The following is a 22,664-nucleotide window of genomic DNA, read 5'->3' as shown; positions in this document are numbered from 1 at the left end:
GGCAAACGGTGACGCCCGCCGACAGCTGTTCGTACGTCGACAACTACTTGTAATCGATCTTCACTTTCTGGTTCACGACACGATAACGACCGTGGTTGTCCATCCGGAGAGGCTCCTTCGCGGGCCCTGCTTCCCAATGCGGTCCGTGATCGGCCACGTCGTCGAGCGTGTTGTCGGTCACCAGCATCGTGCGTTTGCCGCCGCCAGGTGCCGGCACCTCGTAAACGTACTGATATCCGGAATCGGTCTTGATGGATTTAACCGGTTGCTGGCTGGTGGGGATCCCCGCCTTCCGCATAGCGTCACGCCGTGCCTGGTTCTGCGACGGGAGAGCATCTGTTGTGCAGGACTTGGGGGCAAGGCCCAGCGGGTCCGTCCAGGTGTGCGGGTTGTGGACGTAGGCCGCAGGGTTGGGGCCCGCTTCGAGGCCCAGAGGGTCGGATGTCAGGTATCGGGCGGTCTCGGGGTCGTAGTAGCGGAAGAAATTGTGATGCAGTCCGGATTCGGGGTCGAAGTACTGTCCCGGAAAGCGCAACGGCGTGTAGGTCGAGCCGTCGGCACTCCACGCCGTCGCGCCCCAGAGCGTGCCGCGAGCACGCCACCCGACCTCTCCAGCTTCGTCTATGAGCTCCGTGGGCGTCCCGACGAGGTCGGTGACGATCGCGAAGAAGCGGGAGTCGACCTCCTTGTCGGGCAGCTCAGGCAGCTCGCGGTGCTGGCTCAGCTCGGGTCGGTCGGGCCGCTGGAGCCGCTCGGTCGGCTCTGCCGGGAGCCTGCGTTCGGTCTGGGCGACAGGGTGGGAACCCTCGTGGTCCCAGGTGAGACTGACCGGGTGTGCCAGCGCCTCGCCCGCCGTCGTCTGTTCGCAGAGGGCCATGCCGTCCCAGGTGAAGACCGTGCACTCAACCACGGTGTCACTGTCGTCCCCGAGACGGGACTTTGAGACACGTCGTCCGAGGGGGTCGTACGTGTAGCGCCAGCGCGTGCCGTCCGGCGTCGTGACTGCGGTGAGGTGGTCTTCGGAGTCCCACGTGTACCGCCATGTGTCCGGCTTCCGCGACAGCCTCGTCTTCTGGCGCAGCACGACGCGGCCGAGAGAGTCGTGCTCGTAGCGGGTACGGCCGGCGCGGGTGAGCTGTGTTCCCTCATACGCGCGCGCTCCTGTGGAGTCGTGGCCAGGGTGCACGCTTGGCCAAGAGGCCATGGTCTGGTTGCCCGCGGAGTCGTAGGCGTAGGTCTCCGACCAGTTCGGGGCATGCACGGCTGTCACACGACCCTGGGAGTCCAGATCGAATCGACGGTCACCGGAAGAAGGATCGTTGATGCTCACGAGGTTCCCGTCGGCACCGTAGTCATACCCGCGATTCTGGACCATGCGGCCGTTCGCCGTATTGACCGTCTGCGTGGTGCGGCGTCCCATCACATCGAAGGCGTGCCGCACGCTGATGCCCCGACCGATGCGCCGGCTCACCTCCTGGCCGGCCGCGTCCCGCGTGAAGTGCAGGAGACGGCCGGAGGCGTTGAGCTGCGTTCGGTTGCCTGCAGCGTCGAAGGTCCACGTACTTCTCGCCCCGGTGGGAGTGATGCGGCCTGTCCGGCGACCCGCCTCGTCATAGGAGTAGGTGAGGGAACGGCCGTCGACCGTCTCGGACAGCAGACGCCCCGAACGGGATCGTTCCAGGACGAGTCGACTGTCGGGGTTCTCCGCTTCGACGAGATTGCCGAACAGGTCGTAGGCGTAGGTGGTCACCGCGTCCGGGGTCTCCTTGCGGACGACCCGGTCCAGCTCGTCGTAGGCGAACACAGTCGACTCACCGGCGACGTTCGTACGGGATACGAGGCGTCCGGCGGCGTCATACGTGTACGTCAAGCGGCGCCCGTCGAAGTCCGTCTCTGCGGTCAGCCGTCCGGCGGCGTCGTGTTCGTAGGCCCACGACGAACCCTCGGGGTCGACGACCCGGGTCAGCTGCAGAGAGGCGTCGTGGGTAAAACGGTGGCGAGTGCCGTCGGCGTCGACGCGGGAGGTGAGCAGGTCGAAGTGCGTGTACTCGAAGCGGGAGGTCCGCCCCGCCCGGTCGGTGTGGCTGAGGCAGTTGCCCTCGCCGTCATAGGTCCAGCTCTCGACCGCGTCGTCGGGCGTCGCGTGTTGGATGAGCCTGCCTTCTGTCGACCACGCGAACCGGGTCGTGTGCCCCAGCGGGTCGGTGACGGCGGTGGGACGTCCCAGTGCGTCACGCCTCCACCGCGTGACCGCACCTGTCGGGCCCACGGCCTCGATGGGCAGACCCGCGGCGTCACACTGCACCGAGGTGGTCCCGCCGGCTTCGTCGGTCACCGACCGCGGGTGGCCTGCTGCCGTGAAGTTATGGCGCACCGATACCCCGGAAGGTTCGGTGACAGAGGTGCAGTTGCCGCGCTCGTCGTACTTGTACTGCCACGATGTGCCGTCGGGCAGATCGATGGCCGTTTTGAGGTTCAACTCGTTGTAGGAGATGTGGATGACGGCGTGGTCGGGCCGGGTCACCGAGGTGGGCTGCCCGTGGTCGTTGTTGACCAGCCGGGTGACGCGGCCGAGCTCGTCGGTCGTCCGGGCGACGTGCTGCAGGCGGTCGTACTCGGTGGTGACCGTGCCGCCCAATGCGTCGATCTCGGCGATGATCAAGGAGCGGTCGTCGACGACCACCCGGGATATCGCACCGTCTGCCGTGCGGACTTCCGTCATACGGCATCCCGGCCACGCGGGGTGGGTGAGATCGTAGGTGAAGGTGTGCGCCAGGTGACCTGCGATGCCCCGTTGGCCGACGCAGCGGTCCTGGTCGTCGTAGGTGTACTCGTAACGGCTGTTGTTGGTGTCCTGCCACGAGGTGAGGCGCAGCCGCTCGTCGTACGTGAACTTCATTGGGAGCCCGCAAGAGCCGGTGACAGTGGTGAGGTTGCCGTCGGAGTAGCCGTACTGCTTGAGGACGAGGCCCGAGCCGTCCTCGGCCGCGCCAGCCAGGCACAGGGTCGTGACGCGCTCGTCCTGGACAGTCATGGTGAGGTGGTAGCCACCACTGTGCCGAATCGCGCGCGGGGCGCCGTCGCTGTCGTAGTCGAAGTCGATGGTGTTGTGGTTGCGGTCCGAGATCCGAGTCAGTGGCGCAACCCCGTCATCGCCGGTCGGCGGGGCGAAGCGGCGGGTGTGGCCGGTCAGCGGATCGGTGAGCCTGTAGCCGCCATCGTCCAGGCGCTCCAACGGCTGTCGTGGCCCAGACTCCGGCAATACCGGGGAGCCCGGGTTCTGCGGGTGAGGGTAGGTGAGGAGCATCCCGTCCTCGGTGACGAACACGAGGCCGTCCTCGTCGGCTTCGAGGCGCTGGTCGAGTGTGGAGGTCCAGGTTGGGCCGAACCAGCCGCCGCTGCGGTATCCCGAGGCGACGCGACGGGTGAAGTCCAGAGGGAGGACGCCTGGCAGCGAGACCTCGGTCTCCTCCAGGAACATCTGGCCGGTGGCGACATCGACGGGGTCGCCGCAGCCCTTGATCTTGCTCTTGACGCGGTTGTACGCACCCTTGGCACCATCCTTGAGCGCAGTGCGGGCGGACTTGAAGCCCTTCAGACCGCCCTTGAGACCCTTCAGGCCTTTGCCGAGTTTGGCGGCGGTGGTGAGGCCCTTGCCGCCGGGGATGCAGTCCATGGCCGCGAATGCCACGTCCATCAAGGTGGCCTGGCCTTTCGCGTATTTGCTCAAGGTGTCGGCCAGGACGATCGCACCGGCGACGATGACGATGGCCGCCAGGATGGGCCCGCCCACGATCATCGCGATGACGCCCACGACCGCGACGACGACCTTGCAGACGGCGACGATGGTGTCCCAGTTGTCGGTGACCCAGTCGCCGACCTCCTCCCACCAGTGCCGGTTGCGGATGCCCGCGTCGGAGGCCTCGCCGATCTTCTTCTTCGCGGTCCCTGCCGCCTCCTCGCGCATCTTGCGCGCGTCCTCGGCCATCTTCTTCGCCGCGTCCAGCGCACTCTTGGCGGAGTCCACATCACCCTGGGCGGACTTCTGCGCCTTCTCCGCCGAGTTCGCGTTGCGGGTGGCGGCCTTGACCTTGTCCGGGTCGGGCTTGGGCACGTCCTTGCCGCCGCCGGAATCCTTGTCGTCCTTGTACTTGTCGGCTTCCTTGCCGGCCCGCTCCATCCACGAATCGGCCGAGGAGAGGCGGGACTTGGCGCTGCTCAGGTCCGCCTGCGCCTCACGGCCCTTGGCCAGCGCCTTGTCCGCGAGGGACTGGGCGCGCTCCAGCTCCGGCCAGTACGCGGCCAGCGCGTCGCCCGCCATCTCGTAGCTCTTCTTGAGCTTCTTCAGCTTGTCCGGGGCGTCCTCGAACTTCTCCGTGAACGCGTCCGCCGTCTTGCCCGCCCACTTGAGGATCGCGTCCTCGCCCGCCATCCCCTTGATGTCGCGCAGCACCCGGCCGACATCCTCGGAGAAGTCATGGAGATTCTTGGCCAGCGATCGCACCCGGTGCGGATCACCCGGCGTCGGATCCTTCTCAAGATCCAGCACGTGCCAGTCCGTGGGCCGATATGACGCCACCGCTCGTCCCCTTCCACACAACAGTTACGTTCCACCAAGGCGTGGTGGGCGGTCGACCAAACGTTGGTCCCGTGCCACCTCGTGGTCCGATCTCGGGCCCCCTGTGTATCGCAGAAGCGAAGTTGCGTAGGTGCCGCATGACCGCATCCGATCCGTACCGGAACTGTGACGGGACCCCCAGCCTGTCCCCGCCCCCGCCAACCCCCGCACTCAGAGCCCCCACCCCCGGCAAACCACCCGGAGTCCGCGCCACTCGCAATCGGGCCTATCGGACAGCCCGGTCGTAACCGGACCGCCCACCCCGCGTCCGCCCCTGTCTGACCTCCGGCCCCTTACGTACCATCACCCAGTACGCTCACCCGACCCATATCCCGGCCGCCTTCCACCTTCACCCACCCACCCACTCCTCCCCACAGGACACCAGGACACCCGCCATGGCGCGCACCACCTCACGCTCGACGAGCCCGCCGAATCAGCCGAACCGGCGGAACCAGCCGAATCCGCAGTCTCCGGGGAGTCCGCGGAACCGTACGCCGCAGCCGTTGCCGCGGCGGCGGCGGAGTTTCGGGGACTTCGTCAAGGCCTTCCTCGCGTTCGTCGCGCTGGCCGCGCTGCTCGTCGCCGTGCCCGCCGCGCTCGTCGTCTTCGTGGGGTGGCCGCTGCCGGGTGGCACGCCCTCGCTGGAGTGGCTGCAGCAGGAGATCACGGTCGGCACGTTCATCAACGTGCTGACCGTCGTCGTGTGGTTCGCCTGGGCGCAGTTCACCGCCTGCGTGCTGGTGGAGATAAAGGCCGCGCTCTCCGGGGTGGGGATCCCGAACCGGGTGCCGGGCGCCGGCGGCAGCCAGATGCTCGCGCGGCAGCTCGTCGCCGCCGTACTGCTCGTCGGCGCCACCGCCGCCAGCTTCGCGCCGGGGCTCTCACAGTTCGGGCAGTCGTTGGAGGGGAACCAGCGGCCCGCGTCCGCCGCGTCCGCGCAGCAGACCCCCGGCCTCTTCGGGCAGCAGCAGGAGCAGACCTCCCTGGCCGCCGACGCGCTCGCCGCCCAGGCCGACCAGGCCGCCGCGCACGCCGGCGGTGCGGGGCACCAGGCCGGGGACACGAAGTACTACCGGATCCAGCCCCCCGAGGGGCGCCACCACGACTCCCTCTGGGAGGTCGCGGAGCGGCACCTGGGCGACGGCCGCCGGTACAAGGAGATCTACCAGCTCAACAAGGACCGTGAGCAGCCCGACGGTTCGAAGCTCTCCGAGGCCAGCCTCATCCGGCCCGGCTGGATCATGGAGATGCCCGCGGACGCGCACGGCGGCGAGCTCGTCGAGATGCCCGACGAGGCGCCCAAGGTCTCCGAGGACGTCAAGGAGCAGATCTCCGACTACTCCAGGACCGGGGGACAGGCCGGGGGCCAGACCGGGGATCACCGGCAAGAGCAGGGGCAGGACGGCGCCCAAGGTGCCGGCAACTCCGGCAGCTCCGTCGACCGCGACACCGCCCACATCGTCCTGCCCGAGCAGCGCCCCGGCTCACCCGAGACCCCCGCCATGCCGCAGGCACCGGCCACCCCCGCCCCGGACGCCCCCACCGCCGAGACTCCGACCGCCACCGACGGCGGCGTACTGGACGGCATCACGAACTCCGACTTCGGGCTGCCGCAGGCCCTGCTCGGCGCGCCCCTCCTCGCCGCCGGACTGCTCGGCGCGCTCGGCCGGCGGCGCCGGCACGCCCTGTGGCAGTCGGCCATGGGCGCGGTCGGCGGGCGTGGCGGCATGCAGCCGCCGACGCCCACCGGGGACGCCGCCGACGTTCAGGACGCGCTGCTCGTGGGCGCCGACCCCGAAGGCGTACGCCTGCTCGACCTGTCGCTGCGCGGGCTCGCCGCCTCGCTCGCCGAGGAGAACCGGGCCCTGCCGACCGTGTACGCGGCCTGGCTGAGCAACGGCGATCTGCACCTGCAGCTCGCCCAGCCCGCCGGACGGCCGCCCGCGCCCTGGCAGTTGGGCCAGGACCAGACGTTCTGGATGCTCTCGCGCGCCGACGCCGAGCGGTACGAGGACGTGGACACCGCCGCGCCCTACCCCGGCCTCGTCAGCCTGGGCACCATGGACGACTCGCGGCTGCTGCTCAACCTGGAGTCCGTGCCCGGCATCGTCTCGCTGAGCGGCAGCGCGGCCGACCGTGCCGCGGTCTTCGCCTCGGTCGCCGCCGAGCTCGCCACCAACGGCTGGTCGGACCGGATGACCATCACCGTCGTCGGCTTCGGCCAGGACCTCACCCCGCTCGCGCCCAACCGCCTGCGCCACCTGGAGGACGTCGAGGCGCTCATCGAGACGATGGAGGCCGAGACGCGGCAGCGGCGCGGCGCGCTCGGCGCCGCCGGGCACGACTCCGTGCTCACCGGCCGCACCGGGCCCGCCCAGCACACCCGTTGGGCCCCGCACCTGGTGCTGCTCGCCGCCGAGCCGAGCGCCGAGGACGCCGTCAAGCTCGCCGAACTCGCCGCCGACGCAAGCCGGTTGGGCATCGGCTACCTCGTCGGCACGGAGTCCGGGGACCTGCCCGGCGCCGCCTGGGAGATGGAGGTCACCCGGGAGGGCAAGCTGCTCGCGCCGCTGCTCGGCCTGGAACTCGCCGCCCAGGCGCTGCCCGAGGCCCAGCAGCGGGCCGTCGTCCAGCTGTTCACGGACGCCGACCCGGAGGGCTCCGGCACGCCGTCCGGGCCCGGCGACGGACCCACCGGCGCGGCCCCGCCGTTCCTCGTCGACGTCACCGAGCAGGGGCGGCCCGCGGTCTACGCCCGCCTCGTCGGCACGTACGAGATCATCGGCCTGGAGACCCCGGACGGTGAGCGCAGCCCGCTGATGCACGAGGCGCTCGCCCTGCTGCTCCTGCACCGCGAAGGGGTGCACCCCCGGGTGCTCGCCTCCGCGCTGTGGCCGCGCGGCGTCACCGAGGACGTGCGCGACGCGCTGGTGGACCGGCTCCGCGAGTGGCTCGGCACCGACCCCGACGGCGCGCCCCGGCTGCGCGCCGACGCGACCGGGCGGCTCACGCTCGCCAAGTCCGTCGTCTCCGACCTGGACGTGCTGCGCTCGCTCTACCACGAGGCCACGCAGGGGCGCGGCGCGGGCAACCGCGCGGTGCGCGGGCGGATGCTCACCGACGCGCTGGTGCTCGTACGGGGGCCGCTGCTCGCCGACCGCCCGCAGGGGCGGTACGGGTGGCTCACCCACGAGATCATCGACGCCCAACTGCCGCTGCTCGTGGCCGACATCGGCCTGGCGCTCTCCGAGTTCCACCTGGAGAAGGGGCGCGCGGAGAAGGCGATCGAGGCGCTCAACGCGGCGCTGGGCTCGGCGCCCGCCGACGAGCGCCTCTGGAACGAGCTGCTCCGCGCCACCCACGCCACGGCGGACCCGGCCCGGCTGCGGCAGGTCGCGGCCGACCTGGTCGCCCGCAGCGGCGCCCGCGGACTGCCGCCCCGCACGGAGGCGCTCCTCGACGAGCTGCTGCCGACGTGGCGCGGCGGCGCGGGCGCCGGCGCGACGGGCTGACGACGCACCCGGCCGACGACGCAACGGGCTGACGACGCAACGGGCTGACGACGCACCCGGCTGACGACGCACCCGGCTGACGACGCACCCGGCCGACGACGCACCCGGCCGACCGGTCCGTGACACGGTCGGCCGGGGTCTCCCCCCTGGTACCCACCCATCCGTCCCCTAAGGGAAGCCCCGACCCTTGTTGCCGCTCCTCGTTCTCGGTGCCGCCCTCTGGGGCGCGCTCACCGGTCTCCTCGTGCCGCGCGCGGCCTACCGGCTGTCCGTCGCGCCCGGCGAGGACTGGCGTGCCGAGAGCCCCGAGGGAGACCCCATCGGCTCCTGGGCCGGGCTCGCGCGCTGCCCGCGGGGCGGCTGGTACGGGCCGAGTACCTGGGGCGTCGTGACCGTCACCGCCCTCGTCTGCGCCGCCGTCGCCGCCACCACCGGGACCCGGCCCGAGCTCGGCGCCTGGCTGCTGCTCGCGCCCTTCGGGGTGTTGCTCGCCGTCGTGGACTTCACCGTGCACCGGCTCCCCGACGTGCTCACGCTGCCGCTCGCCGGCGCCGCGCTCGCGCTGCTCGGAGCGGTCACGCTGGTGCCCGAGCAGGGCGGCTCGTGGTCAGGGGCGCTCTACGGGGCGCTCGCGCTGGCGGGCGCGTACTTCGTGCTCTTCCTCATCAACCCGGGCGGCATGGGCTTCGGCGACGTGAAGCTGGCCCTCGCCCTCGGCGCCGTGCTCGGCTGGTACGGGTGGGGCGTGCTGCTGCTCGGGACCTTCGCCGGGTTCCTGCTGGCCGCGCTGTACGGGGCGGGGCTCGTGATCGCCCGCCGGGCGGGCCGCAAGACGGCGATCCCGTTCGGGCCGTTCCTGATCGCGGGCGCGTTCGTGGGGCTGCTCCTCGGCGGCTACGCCGCCTGAGCCCACGTCGGGCGGCGGATCGTGCTGGCGTACGCTGGCTTGGTCCGCCCACCCGTCTCCCACCCCCACCCTTGTTTCGAAGCGCTACGCGCCTGCTGAATGACAACCCTTACGAAAGGGACGCCCCGGTGACCGAGAAGGCCGACCTCCAGTCCGTCCTCGACCGTGCCGCCGCAGGTGGGCGGATCAGCGAAGAAGAGGCGCTCGACCTCTACCGCGACGCCCCGCTGCACGCGCTCGGCGCCGCCGCCGACGCCATCCGCCGCCGTCGCTACGCGGGTACGGAGCACATCGCGACGTACATCATCGAGCGCAACATCAACTACACGAACGTCTGCGTGACGGCCTGCAAGTTCTGCGCCTTCTACGCCGCCCCGAAGGACACCAAGAAGGGCTGGAGCCGCGACCTCGACGACATCCTGCGCCGCTGCGCGGAGACCGTCGAACTGGGCGGCACCCAGGTGATGTTCCAGGGCGGCCACCACCCGGACTACGGCGTCGAGTACTACGAGGAGCACTTCGCCGCGATCAAGAAGAACTTCCCGCAGCTCGTCATCCACTCCCTCGGCGCCTCCGAGATCGAGCACATGGCCCGCATCTCGAAGGTGTCCGCCGAGGAGGCGATCCAGCGCATCCACGCCGCCGGGCTCGACTCCTTCGCCGGCGCCGGCGCCGAGCTGCTCCCGGCCCGCCCCCGCAAGGCCATCGCCCCGCTCAAGGAGAGCGGCGAGCGCTGGCTGGAGATCATGGAGATCGCGCACGGCCTGGGCGTCGAGTCGACGTCCACGATGCTCATGGGCACCGGCGAGACCAACGCCGAGCGCATCGAGCACCTGCGCATGATCCGCGACGTGCAGGACCGGACGGGAGGCTTCCGGGCCTTCATCCCGTACACGTACCAGCCCGAGAACAACCACCTCAAGGGCCGCACCCAGGCGACGATCTTCGAGTACATCCGCATGATCGCGATCGCCCGGATCTTCCTCGACAACGTCGCGCACATCCAGGGTTCCTGGCTGACCACCGGCAAGGAGGCCGGCCAGCTCACCCTGCACTACGGCGCGGACGACCTCGGCTCGGTGATGCTGGAGGAGAACGTCGTCTCGTCGGCGGGCGCCAAGCACCGCAACAACCTCCGCGAGATGATCGAGATGATCCGTACGGCGGACCGGGTCCCGGCCCAGCGCGCCACCACGTACGAGCACCTCGTGGTGCACGACGACCCGGCGAACGACCCGGTCGACGACCGCGTCGCCTCGCACATCTCCTCCACGGCGATCGAGGGCGGCACGGCCCACCCGGAGCTGAAGCTCCTCGCCGCCAACTGAGGCCCCGTTGCTGACACTTCACGTCGCCGAGCACACGCAGGAGGCGGCGGTCCTGGTCGAGGGGGCCACCGTCGCCGCGGTCGGTCCGTACGACGAGCTGGCCGCGGCTCACCCCGCGGCCCGCGTCCGTCACTGGCCCGGCATCCTCACGCCGGGCCTGCTCAACCCGTACGGGCCCGAGCTCCTGGAGGCCACGTACCACCCCGACCCGCGCGAGGCGGACCGCCTCGGCACGGAGCCGATCGGCGGGGAACGGGCGGCGGCGCTCTTCCGCGCGGACCCGTCCCGGCTGGGGGCGAGCGCCCGCCGCGGCGTGCAGCGCCTGTTCGCGCACGGCACGGTGGCGATCGCGGGTGAACTCCGCGCCCGCCCCGTGCTCGACACCGTCCGCAGGGCGGGCCTGGCGATCGGCCGACGCCCGGACCGGCTGCGGGGCCCCGTCTCCCTGTCGCCGACCCCCCTGGTCCTCCTGCCCCCGCCGGCGGAGGGCGGCCCGGCCCGCTTCGCGATCTTCGACGTGACCGACCGGGCAGACCTGGTCCGCAGGGGCGCGAGCACCTGCGTGGCAACGGTGATCACGGGCCGCATGGTGTACAGGGCCCGCTGAGGGGTGCCCCGTAAGGGGCGCGGGGAACTGCGCGAGCAACCCCGACATACCCGCAGACGAGAGACGGCCGTATCAAGGGGCGCGGGGAACTGCGCGAACGGCCACGACGACCCGCACCCGCTGTCGGGCCAGGGCGAGGCAGGCCGCCGCCAAGGGAGAGGACCCACCTGCCACAATGGCGGGGTGACCCGAGCCACCCTGGAAAAGCAGCCGCACGAAGTCGCCACCATGTTCGACGACGTGGCGGAACGCTACGACCTCACCAACGACGTGCTCTCCCTCGGCCAGGCCCGCCTCTGGCGCAAGGAGGTCGCGAAGGCGGTCGACGCGCGCCCCGCGCAGAAGGTCCTCGACCTCGCCGCCGGCACCGCCACGTCCTCGCAGCCGTTCGCGCGGGCCGGCGCCTACGTCGTGCCCTGCGACTTCTCCCTCGGCATGCTCCGCGTCGGCAAACAGCGCCACCCCTGGATGCCGTTCACGGCCGGCGACGGCACGAAGCTGCCGTTCAAGGACGACACCTTCGACGCCGTCACCATCTCCTTCGGGCTGCGCAACATCCAGGACACGGACGCCGCGCTGAGCGAGCTGTACCGCGTGACGAAGCCCGGCGGCCGCGTCGTGATCTGCGAGTTCTCGCACGCGACGTGGGGCCCCTTCCGCACGGTCTACGAGGAGTACCTGATGCGCGCGCTGCCCCCGGTGGCCCGTGCGGTCTCCTCCAACCCGGACGCGTACGTCTATCTCGCCGAGTCGATCCGCAGCTGGCCCGACCAGCCCGCGCTCGCCGCACGGCTGACGGACGCGGGCTGGTCGAAGGTGGCCTGGCGCAACCTCACGGGCGGCGTCGTCGCGCTGCACCGGGGGTTCAAGCAGGCCTGACCGGACGGCGCCGCGCGCCCCGCCACGTAACGCTTCAGTTGAGAACAGGGATCCCGCTCCGACGGGAACCGGCAGCCGGGCAAGATATGTCCGTTGTAACGACCCGAGCACATCCTTATGCGTCTCTTACGGGTCGGTTCTGTTGCTGGTGAACTGTGAACTCCTGGACTGACGGAGCGATTCGATGGCGTCGTACTGCCCACACTGCGGGGCTCCCGCTCCCGATGAGGCCCGCTTCTGCATGAAGTGCGGCAAGGAACGCCTGCCGGAGCCGACGGCTCCGCCGCAGGCGCCGCCCACCCCGACGGGGGCGCCCGCGGCGGCGGTTCCCGCGGCGCCCGCCGCACCACCCGCGCCCGCGCACACGCCCGCCCACACGCCGGCGCTCCCGCCGGTCCCGGCCGCCCCCGCGGGGCCCTCACCCGTCGGCGCCTTCTTCGGGCGTACGTTCCGTACCGGCTGGGCCGGATCCGCGCAGGCCGCGCTGTGGCCGGTCGCGCTGCTGCTGATCGGGGCCGTCGCGCTGGCGATCCCGGGGTATGGGCAGGGCGACGACCCGGTCGTCGGCTTCGGCACCCGGATGCGGATCGCCCTCGCGCTGCTGCTCCAATCCGTCGGCGGCGGCTTCGAGTTGTCGGGCCGGGAGGAGCGGCCGGGCTTCGGCGGCTCCGACGGCCTGAGCCTCGGTACGGGGGGCTCGGACTCCTCGGGCATCCCGGGGGCGGCGGACTCATCGGGCCTCCCCGGAGCCTCGGACTCCTCGCTCGAAGGCTCGTTCGCCCTGCACTTCGCCCCGCTCACGGTGACCGTGCTGTGGGTCCTCGCGCTCTACATCGGCGTCCGCGTACAGCGCACCCGGCTCGTGACGCGGGCCGGCGGACACGAGGGCCGCACCGTCGGACTCGAAGCGGCCGTGCGCACCTCGCTCCTGGTGACCGCGGGCGTCCTCGCCCTCGCGCTGTTCGCGCAGCCCGAGATCGAGGGCATCGAGCTCTCCTCGTCCCCGGTGCTCGCCGCGCTCGGCGCGCTGCTGCTCGGACTCGCCGTCTCCGCCGGGGTGTTGCACCGCCCCGACCGGTCACACTGGGTGGCGGCGCGCCCCGGCGTGCAGTCCTTCCTGCGCGCTGCCGGCGCCGCGGTACGCGCCCTCGCCGTCGTCCTCGCGCTCTGCTCGGTCGCCGCCTTCATCAGCCTCACCCAGATCGACGACCTGGCCGAACTCACCGACCTCGACGACTCCGACATCTCACCGCTCCTGGTCGCGCTGCTCATCCTGCCGAACCTCGCCGTCACGGCGCTCGGCATCGGCTGGGGCGCAGGCGCGGAGGCCTCGGTGAGCGGCAGCAGCTCGATGTACGGAAGCGCGCACGAGAGCCGGTCCTTCGGCCTCTCCGAACTGGGTGACGTCACCAACGACTGGGCGATCGTGGGGGCGTTGGCCCTCGGCCTGGTCTGCGCGCTGACTCTCGGCGTGTACGCGGCCCGGCGCTGCGTGGGCCGGGGCGAGGCGCTGCTCGCGGCCGGTGTCTTCTTCGTTCTGGTGCTGCTGCTCGCCGGGTTCAGCGGGATCGGGGTCGACCTGTCCGGCCAGGCGCTGGGCGGGGGTTCGGCGTTCGGCGGGTCGGGCACCGGTGGCAAGGGCGGCCTGGACCTGGGGATCAGCGTCCCCGAGGTGCTGCTGTTCGGGCTGCTGTGGATCGTCCCGGCGGCGCTGGTGGGGCCGTTCCTGCTGCAGATGGCGGGGCAGCGGGGTGCGGGTCCGATCGCTCCCGCAGTTCCCGCAGCGCCGCTGTACGCGCCGCCTGTTACGGGTACGGGTACGGGGACCGCACCCGGCGGCGTGGCGGAAGTTGAGAGCACCGAGGCGACCCCGGCCGACACGGACTCCGCCCCCACAGACTCCGCGAACGCGGACGCCGACGGCGAGGTGAACGCGGACTCCGCCGAGGCCACTCCGGTCGACGCCACCCCGGTCGCGTACGCCCCCACGCAGACGGCCCAGAGCCTCCCGGGCACGCCCACCATGACCAGCACCCCGAGCGCCCCCAATCCCCCTGGTACGCCCGGCGCACCCGGCACGCCCAGCGCGCCCAGCACCCCCGTCTCACCCACCCCGGCGTACGCCTACCCCCACCCGCACTCCCAGGGCGCCGTCCCCGCGTACAGCCCCCAGAGCCCCGGAACCCCGCACACCGTCCAGATCGGACAGCAGCCGGCCGGCGGCGCGTCCCGTGGGCGGACGAGCGTCTGGGTGGCCACGATCGCCGTGGCGGTCGTCGTCGGTGGCGGCGCGACCGCCGGGATCCTGCTCTGGCAGAACGCCGAGGACGACTCGTCGGACAACGCGGGCAAGGACGGCCGACCCTCGGTCAGCCGGACCGACGAGCCGAGCGGCGCGCCGAGCGCGAGCCCGAGCGCCAGCACCGACACCGGTACCGACACGAGCGGGGACGCGGCGGTCCCCGCGGGAACCGAGCGGGTGACCGACCCCGAGGGCTTCTCCTTCGCCGTGCCGGAGGGATGGAGCCGTCAGTCCGTCAACCCCGAGCGACCCGGACAGATCACCTATGCGGGGTCGACCGGGCGGGAGGAGTTCCTCGTCGGCGTCGTCACGGACGCGCCCTACACCTCGTACGAGAACTTCAAGAACATCGAGAAGCACACCAAGTCCGCCCCGGACAAGTCCGACTATCAGCGGATCAGTCTGGAGAAGAACACCTTCGAGGGGCAGAACGGGGCATTCTGGGAGTACACGTACACCGACGCGTCGGGCCGTACGATCCACGCCCGCAACCAGAGTTACATCGCGGAGAACGGCACGGAGTACGCGATCCAGCTGTCGTGGCGCGAGGACTTCTGGCCCGCGGGCGAGGGCGCCAAGACGCATACAACCGCGCTCGACACCTGGCAGCTCACGGACTGAGCGCGCGGGGTGAGCACGCGGACCGAGCGCGGGCGCGCCGGACGCCGGAGCCATGATCCGGCGTCCGGCGCACCCGTAGGGGAGGGGCCTTGCTACCGCCTCACCGCAGCACCAGCCGGAAGCAGTGGGCCACACGTCGCGACCCGTCGTCCCCCGGGATGCGCGGCGGAGTGGTGAATGTCTCGGCGCGCTCCATGCCGAGCCGCCGGGTCACCGCGATGGAGCGTTCGTTGCCGGCGTCGACCATCGCCACCACGCTCGGCACGCCCGCCGCACGCAGCCGTTCGACGGTGGCCCGCGCGGCCGCCGACGCGTACCCCTTGCCCCAGGCCGCGCGGGCGAACCGCCAGCCGATCTCGATCTCGCCGGTCGGGCCCCAGTCCCGGGGCCAGGGCTGGGCGCCCGCGAAACCGATGGGCGCGCCGCCCTCGTCGAGCACGGTCCACAGGCAGTAGCCCCGTTCGGCGTCGTGTCTGCGCTGGCGGGCGGTCAGCTCCTCGTACATCGAGAGCTCGGCGGAGGAGCCGCCGAAGAACTCCATCACCTCGGGGTCGTCGAAGAGCCGGTGCCAGACGAAGGCGTCCTCGTGGGTGGGCACGCGCAGCTCCACGGCGGGGAGGAGCGGCGCGGGCAGGGTATCGGTCTGCTCGGTCACGTGTGGCCCTTCGGCTGGCTGATCAGTACCGCCTCATAGACTGCCCATATCCCGTGCCGGTCGGCACACAGATTTCGAGCCTTGGGGAGAACCCGCCGTGACCGAGCCCCTCTCCGAACATTCCGCGGACGTGATCGTCGTCGGCGCCGGCCCCGCCGGTTCGACGACGGCGTACTACCTGGCGAAGGCCGGACTGGACGTACTCCTTCTTGAGAAGACCGCGTTCCCACGGGAGAAGGTCTGCGGTGACGGGCTCACCCCTCGCGCCACCAAGCAGCTGGTGTCGATGGGGATCGACATCTCCGAAGAGGCGGGCTGGCTGCGGAACAAGGGCCTGCGCATCATCGGCGGCGGCGTACGGCTCCAGCTGGACTGGCCGGAACTCGCCTCCTTCCCCGACTACGGCCTCGTGCGCAAGCGCGACGACTTCGACGAGCAGCTGGCCCGGCAGGCGCAGAAGGCGGGCGCCCGCCTGTACGAGCGCTGCAACGTCGGTGAGCCGATCATCGACGACCGGACCGGCCGCATCACCGGTGTGCACGCCAAGATGGGCGAGGAGAAGACCCCGGTCACCTTCCACGCCCCGCTCGTCGTCGCCGCCGACGGCAACTCCTCGCGGATCTCGCTGGCCATGGGCCTGCACCGCCGCGAGGACCGCCCGATGGGTGTGGCGGTGCGCACGTACTTCACCTCGCCCCGCCACGACGACGACTACCTGGAGTCGTGGCTGGAGCTGTGGGACCGCCGCGGCCCCGGCGAGGACCGGTTGCTGCCCGGCTACGGCTGGATCTTCGGCATGGGCGACGGCACGTCCAACGTCGGCCTCGGCATCCTCAACTCCTCGAAGGCCTTCCGCGAGCTCGACTGGCGCGAGGTCCTCAAGGCGTGGTGCGCCTCGATGCCGGAGGACTGGGGCTACACCCCGGAGAACATGACGATGCCGATCCGCGGGGCCGCCCTGCCGATGGCGTTCAACCGTCAGCCGCACTACACCAAGGGCCTGATGCTCGTCGGCGACGCGGGCGGCCTGGTGAACCCCTTCAACGGCGAGGGCATCGCGTACGCCATGGAGTCCGGCCAGATCGCCGCGGACGTCATCGTGCAGGCACACGCGCGTGCGACGCCCGCCCAGCGCGAACTGGTCCTGCAGAACTACCCGAAGACCCTCAAGGAGGTCTACGGCGGCTACTACACGCTGGGCCGCGCCTTCGTGAAGCTCATCGGCAACCCGAAGGTCATGAAGATCGCCACCCAGCGCGGCCTGACCCACCCGATCCTGATGAAGTTCACCCTGAAAATGCTGGCCAACCTGACGGACCCGACGGGCGGCGACGCGATGGACCGGATCATCAACGGGTTGAGCAAGGTGGCCCCGAAGTCGTGAGCGCCATGCTGCTGTGAGTCCGTCAGCGGACCAGCGTGGCCAGGTCGATCCGGATGTCCAGGGGCCTGGCCACGCTCAGCGAGCCGTCGTGGATACCAGTGGCGACGTACTGCAGGGTCGTCTCGTCGAGCTCATAGGTGTGCACCACGGGCAGACCGTTCTGGTCCTCTACCCGCCAGAAGTGGGGGATGCGGGCGCGCGCGTACTTGAAGGGCTTGTACTCGCGGTCACGCTTCTGCGATTCGTCCGACACGACTTCCACGGCGAGGACGACCTCGCAGGGAGCGAACCGCGTGCGGTCCGGCGCGTAAGGGACCGAAGCGACGACGACATCGGGCTCGGGGGCACTCTTGCTGTCGAGCTCGACGGACATCTGGGTCTCCACCGTCCAGGAGGCATCGAGAACGATCCGCTCCAGCGCGTCCGCGAGCCGACGGATGACGCGATCGTGCCAGGACCGCTGGGCCAGCATCACGATCAAGGCTCCGTCCAGTAGTTCCACGTGCCTGCGCACGTCCTCGGGCAGCTGGTCCAGATCATCCACCTCCCAGCCGCTGAGGCGGGGCGGGACCATCCACGAGGGCATGTCCTCGATGGGGGGCGTTACGTCACTGACGGTCATGAGGACCTCCTGATCCAGAGTCTAGAGCCGGAGACCGTGAGCTGCGCGGCCCTCCAAGGGGAATTCCTCCCTTCAGGACATAGCCGTCATAGCCGATTTGCTCCGCCGCCGGACGCGGGGGCACGCTGGCCGCATGATTTTCATCGCCGTCAAGTTCACCGTCCGCCCCGAGCACACCGACAGCTGGATCGCGCGGACCGCCGAGTTCACCGCCGCCACGCGCGCGGAGCCGGGCAACGTCTTCTTCGAGTGGTCCCGGTCGGTGGAGGACCCGAACCAGTTCGTGCTCCTGGAGGCCTTCGCCGACGGGGACGCGGGCGCCGCGCACGTCAATTCCGGGCATTTCAAGGCCGGCCTGGAGACGATGGGCGAGCTGATCGCCTCCGTGCCGCAGATCGTGAACACCGAGATCGAGGGCGACGGTTGGTCCGCGATGGCGGAGCTGTCGCCGAAGAACGCCTGAGCGGCCTTCTCAGGACATGCCGAGGGCCGGAACCCCCCACGGGGAGTTCCGGCCCTCGGTCGTGGCTCTAAGAGGCCGTCAGAGGACGCGCACGGCGCCCGAGGCCGGGTAGCCCGACAGGTCCTGGATGACAACGCCCTTGCCGGGGTTGGCGGCGTCCAGGTACTGGCCGCCACCGATGTAGACGCCGACGTGGTACGCGGAACCCTTGCCGCCCCAGTACAGGATGTCGCCGACCTGGAGGTTCGAGGTGCCGACCTCGGTGCCCATCGTCGACTGGTCCTGCGAGACGCGCGGGAGGTCCACGCCCGCCTGCTTGAACGCGGCCTGCACGAGGCTGGAGCAGTCCCAGGCGTTCGGGCCCGAGGCGCCCATCACGTAGGCGTCGCCGAGCTGCGACTTGAGGAAGCTGATGACCGTGCCGACGCTGCCGCTGGCCGGAGCGGGCGCGTCCGAGGTGTCCGAGGCGGCGGACGTGGACTGCGTCGAGAGCGTCGTGCGCTCGGAGGAACGCGAGGCACGCTCCTCCTCCGCCTTCTTCGCCGCGGCGGCCTTGGCCTTGCGCTCGGCGGCGGCCTTCTTCTCGGCCTTGGCCTGGTCTTCCTTGGCCTGCTTGGCGGCCTTGACGGCGGCGGCGTCCTGCTCGGCGCGCGACTCGTAGGAGTCGGCGGCCTGCTGGGTGGCGTCTGCCGACTGCGCGATCTGGGCGGACAGATCGGCGGGCAGGGTGGGCATTTCGATGGTCTCGGACACCGGCTCGGCCGCGTTCGCCGTACCGGCCGCCGCGGCCACTGCCAGGGTGCTGAGGACGCCACCGGCAACTCCGGCGCGCAGGGCGATCTTCGACGCGCTGCGACGGGGCTTCCGGTGGCTGGGTATGTGAGCGGTGTGGGACATGAGAACAACCGCTATCAGGGACACACGGTTCCCTTCAAGAAACGTGTGCTGCGCCACAGTTGTGAATTCAGGACGTGAATCCCGGGCGTGTCGCTTCTTATTGACGCCGTAACGGGCAATGCGGACAGCGCTGATCACGCCTGTGATCATGGGTTTTCTGTGATACGTCCGAATTGCCCATGGTCTACCACCCGTTGAGCCGGTTGGCCAAGCCCGGCATATTCGAGGAAGTTGCCCGTGTGGCACAGGTCACATGGGGGTGCTCTTGGGGATCTCCCTGAGATCTCGCTGAGACATCCCTGAGATCTCCCGCAGTTTTCGGCGCCCTTCGGCGGAGGCCGGGTGCCCGGGGTGCGGTGGCCCGGTGCCGGAGATGTGTGTGTCGTGGGGGTCGCGTGAGCCGGCGGTCATCGCCGCGGTCGAGGTTCCCCGGCCGCGAGACGCGGACGCGCTCGTGAATCGGCGCACGCGTCCACATCCGTCCCCACCCGTGCCGCCAAAGTGTGAACGCGGCTCCCCTATCAAGGGAGCGAGTCCAGCGCCAATTTTCCTGTAGCCGCCACCCCTTGATAGTGCAACACCCCTTTCACCAGCGGTGACGCGCCGAGATGTCACCACTGGTGATCACTCAGGCGCTTCGCGTACGAAGATCACCGCTCATCCGACTTCATGATCCTTCGTCAGGTGGTGGAGATCACAAAGCCGTTGTCGCACCCCGTGTCGCAGATCACAGACCGGCGGGCATAAGATGCGGGGCAGTTGGGCTTGTGACCTGCTTCACATGTAAGCGATCTTCGATGGGACGCAGGGCTCGGTCCGACGCAACCGCCAACAGTCAGTGCCGACTGAGAGGAGCGAGGAGCGTGAACGCCTATGCGCCCATCCTCGTGCTGGGAGCCCTCGGGGCAGGCTTTGCGATCTTCTCCGTGGTCATGGCCACGCTTATCGGTCCAAAGCGGTACAACCGCGCGAAGCTAGAGGCCTATGAGTGCGGCATCGAGCCGACGCCGACGCCGGCAGGCGGCGGGCGATTCCCCATCAAGTACTACCTGACGGCGATGCTCTTCATCGTCTTCGACATCGAGATCGTCTTCCTCTATCCCTGGGCCGTCACCTTTGACGCCCTCGGGATGTTCGGGCTCGTGGAGATGCTGCTCTTCGTGCTCACCGTCTTCGTTGCCTACGCGTACGTATGGCGGCGCGGCGGCCTGGAATGGGACTAAGGGTCTGAGGGGTCAAAGAGCATGGGACTCGAAGAGAAACTGCCGAGCGGATTTCTGCTGACCACCGTCGAGCAGGCCGCGGGCTGGATGCGGAAGTCCTCCGTCTTCCCCGCCACGTTCGGCCTCGCCTGCTGCGCCATCGAGATGATGACGACCGGCGCGGGACGGTACGACATGGCGCGCTTCGGCATGGAGGTCTTCCGCGGCTCACCGCGCCAGGCCGACCTGATGATCGTGGCGGGCCGGGTGAGCCAGAAGATGGCGCCGGTGCTGCGGCAGGTCTACGACCAGATGCCCAATCCCAAGTGGGTGATTTCCATGGGGGTTTGCGCATCATCGGGCGGGATGTTCAACAATTACGCAATTGTGCAGGGTGTGGACCATGTCGTCCCGGTTGACATCTATTTGCCGGGCTGCCCGCCGCGCCCCGAGATGTTGTTGGACGCGATTCTCAAGCTCCACGAGAAGATCCAGAACACCAAGCTCGGCGTGAACGCGGAAGAAGCGGCCCGTGAGGCGGAGGAGGCGGCCCTCAAGGCGCTCCCCACCATCGAGATGAAGGGGCTGCTGCGGTGAGCGACGCGCACGACGAGCACCCGAACGGCAACGGCGTACCGGCCCCGCGCGACGAGACCGGCGAGGTCATCGGCGTCCGCAGGGGCATGTTCGGTGCCGGCAACGGCGGCGACACCTCCGGCTACGGCGGACTCGTACGGACCATCACGCTGCCCGGCGCGACCTCGCGCCCCTACGGCGGCTGGTTCGACGAGACCGCGGACGAACTGGAGGGCGCCCTGGAGGAGCAGGGCCTCGTCCCGGAGAACGCGATCGAAAAGACCGTCGTCGACCGGGACGAGATCACCTTCCACATCGCGCGCGAGCACCTCGTCCGCGTCGCCCAGACCCTGCGCGACGACCCGGCCCTGCGCTTCGAGCTCTGCACGGGCGTCAGCGGGGTGCACCTCCCCGGCGACAAGGGCCGCGAGCTGCACGCCGTCTACCACCTGCGCTCGATCACCCACAACCGGCTGATCCGGCTCGAAGTCACCGCCCCCGAGGCCGATCCGCACGTGCCCTCGCTGGTGAAGGTCTACCCGACCAACGACTGGCACGAGCGCGAGGCGTACGACTTCTTCGGCCTGGTCTTCGACGGCCACCCGGCGCTCACGCGGATCATGATGCCGGACGACTGGCAGGGATTCCCGCAGCGCAAGGACTACCCCCTCGGCGGCATTCCCGTCGAATACAAGGGCGCCCAGATCCCGGCTCCGGACCAGCGGAGGTCGTACACCTGATGTCCACTCCACAGGGGACTTCCCCCGCTTCGCCTCGCGAGACGACCGAAGGGACCGTCTACACGGTCACCGGCGGCGACTGGGACGAGGTCGTCCGCTCCGCCGCCAAGGCCGACGACGAGCGCATCATCGTCAACATGGGCCCGCAGCACCCGTCCACGCACGGCGTGCTCCGGCTCATCCTGGAGATCGAGGGCGAGACCGTCTCCGAGGCCCGCTGCGGCATCGGCTATCTGCACACCGGGATCGAGAAGAACCTCGAATACCGCACGTGGACGCAGGGCACGACGTTCGTCACGCGCATGGACTACCTGACGCCGTTCTTCAACGAGACGGCGTACTGCCTCGGGGTCGAGAAGCTCCTCGGCATCGAGGACCAGATCCCGGACCGCGCCTCGGTCATCCGCGTGCTCCTCATGGAGCTCAACCGCCTCTCCTCGCACCTGGTGTGCATCGCCACCGGCGGCATGGAGCTCGGCGCGACGACGATCATGATCTACGGATTCCGCGATCGTGAACTCGTTCTCGACCTCTTCGAACTCATCACCGGCCTGCGCATGAACCACGCGTACGTCCGCCCCGGCGGGCTCGCCCAGGACCTGCCGCCCGGCACGGTGGACCAGCTGCGCGAGTTCGTGAAGAAGATGAAGAAGAACATCCCCGAGTACGACAAGCTCGCCACCGGGAACCCCATCTTCAAGGCCCGCATGCAGGACGTCGGCTACCTCGACCTCGCGGGATGCATGGCGCTCGGCGCCACAGGCCCGGTCCTGCGCTCCGCGGGACTCCCGCACGACCTGCGCAAGACGCAGCCCTACTGCGGTTACGAGAACTACGAGTTCGACGTCCCGACCGCAGACACCTGCGACTCCTACGGGCGCTTCCTGATCCGCGTCGAGGAGATGCGGCAGTCGCTGCGCATCGTCGAGCAGTGCATCGACCGGCTCGCCCCCGGCCCGGTCATGGTCGAGGACAAGAAGATCGCCTGGCCCGCCCAACTGGCCCTCGGCCCCGACGGTCTCGGCAACTCGCTCGACCACATCAAGAAGATCATGGGCACCTCCATGGAGTCCCTCATCCACCACTTCAAGCTGGTGACCGAGGGCTTCCGGGTCCCGCCGGGCCAGACGTACACCGCGGTCGAGTCGCCCAAGGGCGAGCTCGGCGTGCACGTCGTCTCCGACGGCGGCACCCGCCCCTACCGGGTCCACTTCCGCGACCCGTCCTTCACCAACCTGCAGGCCATGGCGGCGATGTGCGAAGGCGGCCAGGTCGCCGACGTCATCGTCGCCGTCGCGTCCATCGACCCCGTGATGGGAGGCGTCGACCGGTGACCAGCACCCCCTCTTCC

Annotated in this window: 16 protein-coding genes; 12 read left to right on the top strand and 4 right to left on the bottom strand. The window is 70.1% G+C overall.

Going from position 1 to position 22,664, the window contains the following annotated elements; all coding sequences use genetic code 11:
- Nucleotides 1–43: 43 nt before the first annotated feature.
- Complete coding sequence (locus ACFYO9_RS05765; protein WP_355804018.1) at nt 44–4,549, bottom strand: DUF6531 domain-containing protein; 4,506 nt, start codon at nt 4,547–4,549, stop codon at nt 44–46.
- A gap of 464 nt (nt 4,550–5,013) precedes the next feature.
- Here ACFYO9_RS05765 and ACFYO9_RS05760 point away from each other — a divergent pair, with 464 nt between their 5' ends.
- The 6 genes from ACFYO9_RS05760 to ACFYO9_RS05735 all read left to right on the top strand — a co-directional run bounded on the left by ACFYO9_RS05760 (nt 5,014) and on the right by ACFYO9_RS05735 (nt 14,774).
- Nucleotides 5,014–8,130 (top strand): BTAD domain-containing putative transcriptional regulator, encoded by a 3,117-nt coding sequence (locus ACFYO9_RS05760; protein ID WP_388665967.1) that lies wholly within the window; start codon nt 5,014–5,016, stop codon nt 8,128–8,130.
- A 187-nt stretch (nt 8,131–8,317) separates the two neighbouring features.
- Nucleotides 8,318–9,037 carry an A24 family peptidase gene (locus ACFYO9_RS05755; protein WP_358774684.1) on the top strand — a complete coding sequence of 240 codons (720 nt, stop codon included), beginning with the start codon at nt 8,318–8,320 and terminating at the stop codon, nt 9,035–9,037.
- 128 nt (nt 9,038–9,165) lie between these two features.
- Nucleotides 9,166–10,365, top strand: a complete 1,200-nt coding sequence (gene mqnC, locus ACFYO9_RS05750; RefSeq protein WP_355804012.1) for a cyclic dehypoxanthinyl futalosine synthase — start codon at nt 9,166–9,168, stop codon at nt 10,363–10,365.
- Nucleotides 10,366–10,372: 7 nt separating this feature from the next.
- Complete coding sequence (locus ACFYO9_RS05745) at nt 10,373–10,972, top strand: hypothetical protein (protein ID WP_358774685.1); 600 nt, start codon at nt 10,373–10,375, stop codon at nt 10,970–10,972.
- A gap of 183 nt (nt 10,973–11,155) precedes the next feature.
- Complete coding sequence (locus ACFYO9_RS05740) at nt 11,156–11,851, top strand: demethylmenaquinone methyltransferase (RefSeq protein ID WP_355804008.1); 696 nt, start codon at nt 11,156–11,158, stop codon at nt 11,849–11,851.
- Between the two features lie 184 nt (nt 11,852–12,035).
- Nucleotides 12,036–14,774, top strand: coding sequence for a zinc-ribbon domain-containing protein (locus ACFYO9_RS05735; protein ID WP_358774687.1), 2,739 nt, complete (start codon nt 12,036–12,038; stop codon nt 14,772–14,774).
- 100 nt (nt 14,775–14,874) lie between these two features.
- Here the strand turns inward: ACFYO9_RS05735 and ACFYO9_RS05730 are convergent, their stop codons facing one another.
- Nucleotides 14,875–15,429, bottom strand: coding sequence for a GNAT family N-acetyltransferase (locus ACFYO9_RS05730; protein ID WP_358712189.1), 555 nt, complete (start codon nt 15,427–15,429; stop codon nt 14,875–14,877).
- A 97-nt stretch (nt 15,430–15,526) separates the two neighbouring features.
- Here ACFYO9_RS05730 and ACFYO9_RS05725 point away from each other — a divergent pair, with 97 nt between their 5' ends.
- A complete protein-coding gene (locus tag ACFYO9_RS05725) occupies nt 15,527–16,813 on the top strand; it encodes a geranylgeranyl reductase family protein (protein ID WP_355804002.1) in 1,287 nt (428 codons plus the stop codon).
- Between the two features lie 22 nt (nt 16,814–16,835).
- On the opposite strand, the gene ACFYO9_RS05720 is transcribed toward ACFYO9_RS05725, so the two are convergent.
- Entirely contained in the window at nt 16,836–17,435 is a 600-nt protein-coding gene (locus tag ACFYO9_RS05720; RefSeq protein ID WP_358774689.1) for a Uma2 family endonuclease, read from the bottom strand.
- A 133-nt stretch (nt 17,436–17,568) separates the two neighbouring features.
- Between ACFYO9_RS05720 and ACFYO9_RS05715 the strand changes: the two genes are divergently transcribed.
- Nucleotides 17,569–17,898, top strand: coding sequence for a putative quinol monooxygenase (locus ACFYO9_RS05715; protein ID WP_358774691.1), 330 nt, complete (start codon nt 17,569–17,571; stop codon nt 17,896–17,898).
- A 78-nt stretch (nt 17,899–17,976) separates the two neighbouring features.
- On the opposite strand, the gene ACFYO9_RS05710 is transcribed toward ACFYO9_RS05715, so the two are convergent.
- Complete coding sequence (locus ACFYO9_RS05710; protein ID WP_358774693.1) at nt 17,977–18,795, bottom strand: C40 family peptidase; 819 nt, start codon at nt 18,793–18,795, stop codon at nt 17,977–17,979.
- Between the two features lie 863 nt (nt 18,796–19,658).
- Here ACFYO9_RS05710 and ACFYO9_RS05705 point away from each other — a divergent pair.
- The 4 genes from ACFYO9_RS05705 to ACFYO9_RS05690 are packed head-to-tail and all read left to right on the top strand — an operon-like array spanning nt 19,659 to nt 22,647.
- Nucleotides 19,659–20,018: an NADH-quinone oxidoreductase subunit A gene (locus tag ACFYO9_RS05705; protein ID WP_266705409.1), complete on the top strand. Its 360-nt coding sequence runs from the start codon at nt 19,659–19,661 to the stop codon at nt 20,016–20,018.
- 21 nt (nt 20,019–20,039) lie between these two features.
- Nucleotides 20,040–20,594, top strand: a complete 555-nt coding sequence (locus tag ACFYO9_RS05700) for an NADH-quinone oxidoreductase subunit B family protein (RefSeq protein WP_355803993.1) — start codon at nt 20,040–20,042, stop codon at nt 20,592–20,594.
- Nucleotides 20,591–21,313, top strand: a complete 723-nt coding sequence (locus ACFYO9_RS05695) for an NADH-quinone oxidoreductase subunit C (protein WP_355803991.1) — start codon at nt 20,591–20,593, stop codon at nt 21,311–21,313. Before ACFYO9_RS05700 ends, ACFYO9_RS05695 begins: the two co-directional genes overlap by 4 nt.
- The gene (locus ACFYO9_RS05690) at nt 21,313–22,647 is read left to right on the top strand and encodes an NADH-quinone oxidoreductase subunit D (RefSeq protein ID WP_355803989.1); all 1,335 of its coding nucleotides are present in this window, start codon (nt 21,313–21,315) and stop codon (nt 22,645–22,647) included. Before ACFYO9_RS05695 ends, ACFYO9_RS05690 begins: the two co-directional genes overlap by 1 nt.
- The last annotated feature ends 17 nt before the right edge of the window (nt 22,648–22,664 follow it).

It is taken from the genome of Streptomyces sp. NPDC005863 (genome assembly GCF_042871345.1).
Taxonomy (GTDB): domain Bacteria; phylum Actinomycetota; class Actinomycetes; order Streptomycetales; family Streptomycetaceae; genus Streptomyces.
The sequence above is the reverse complement of the archived record's forward strand: the minus strand, read 5'-3'. Positions and strand labels throughout refer to the sequence as shown.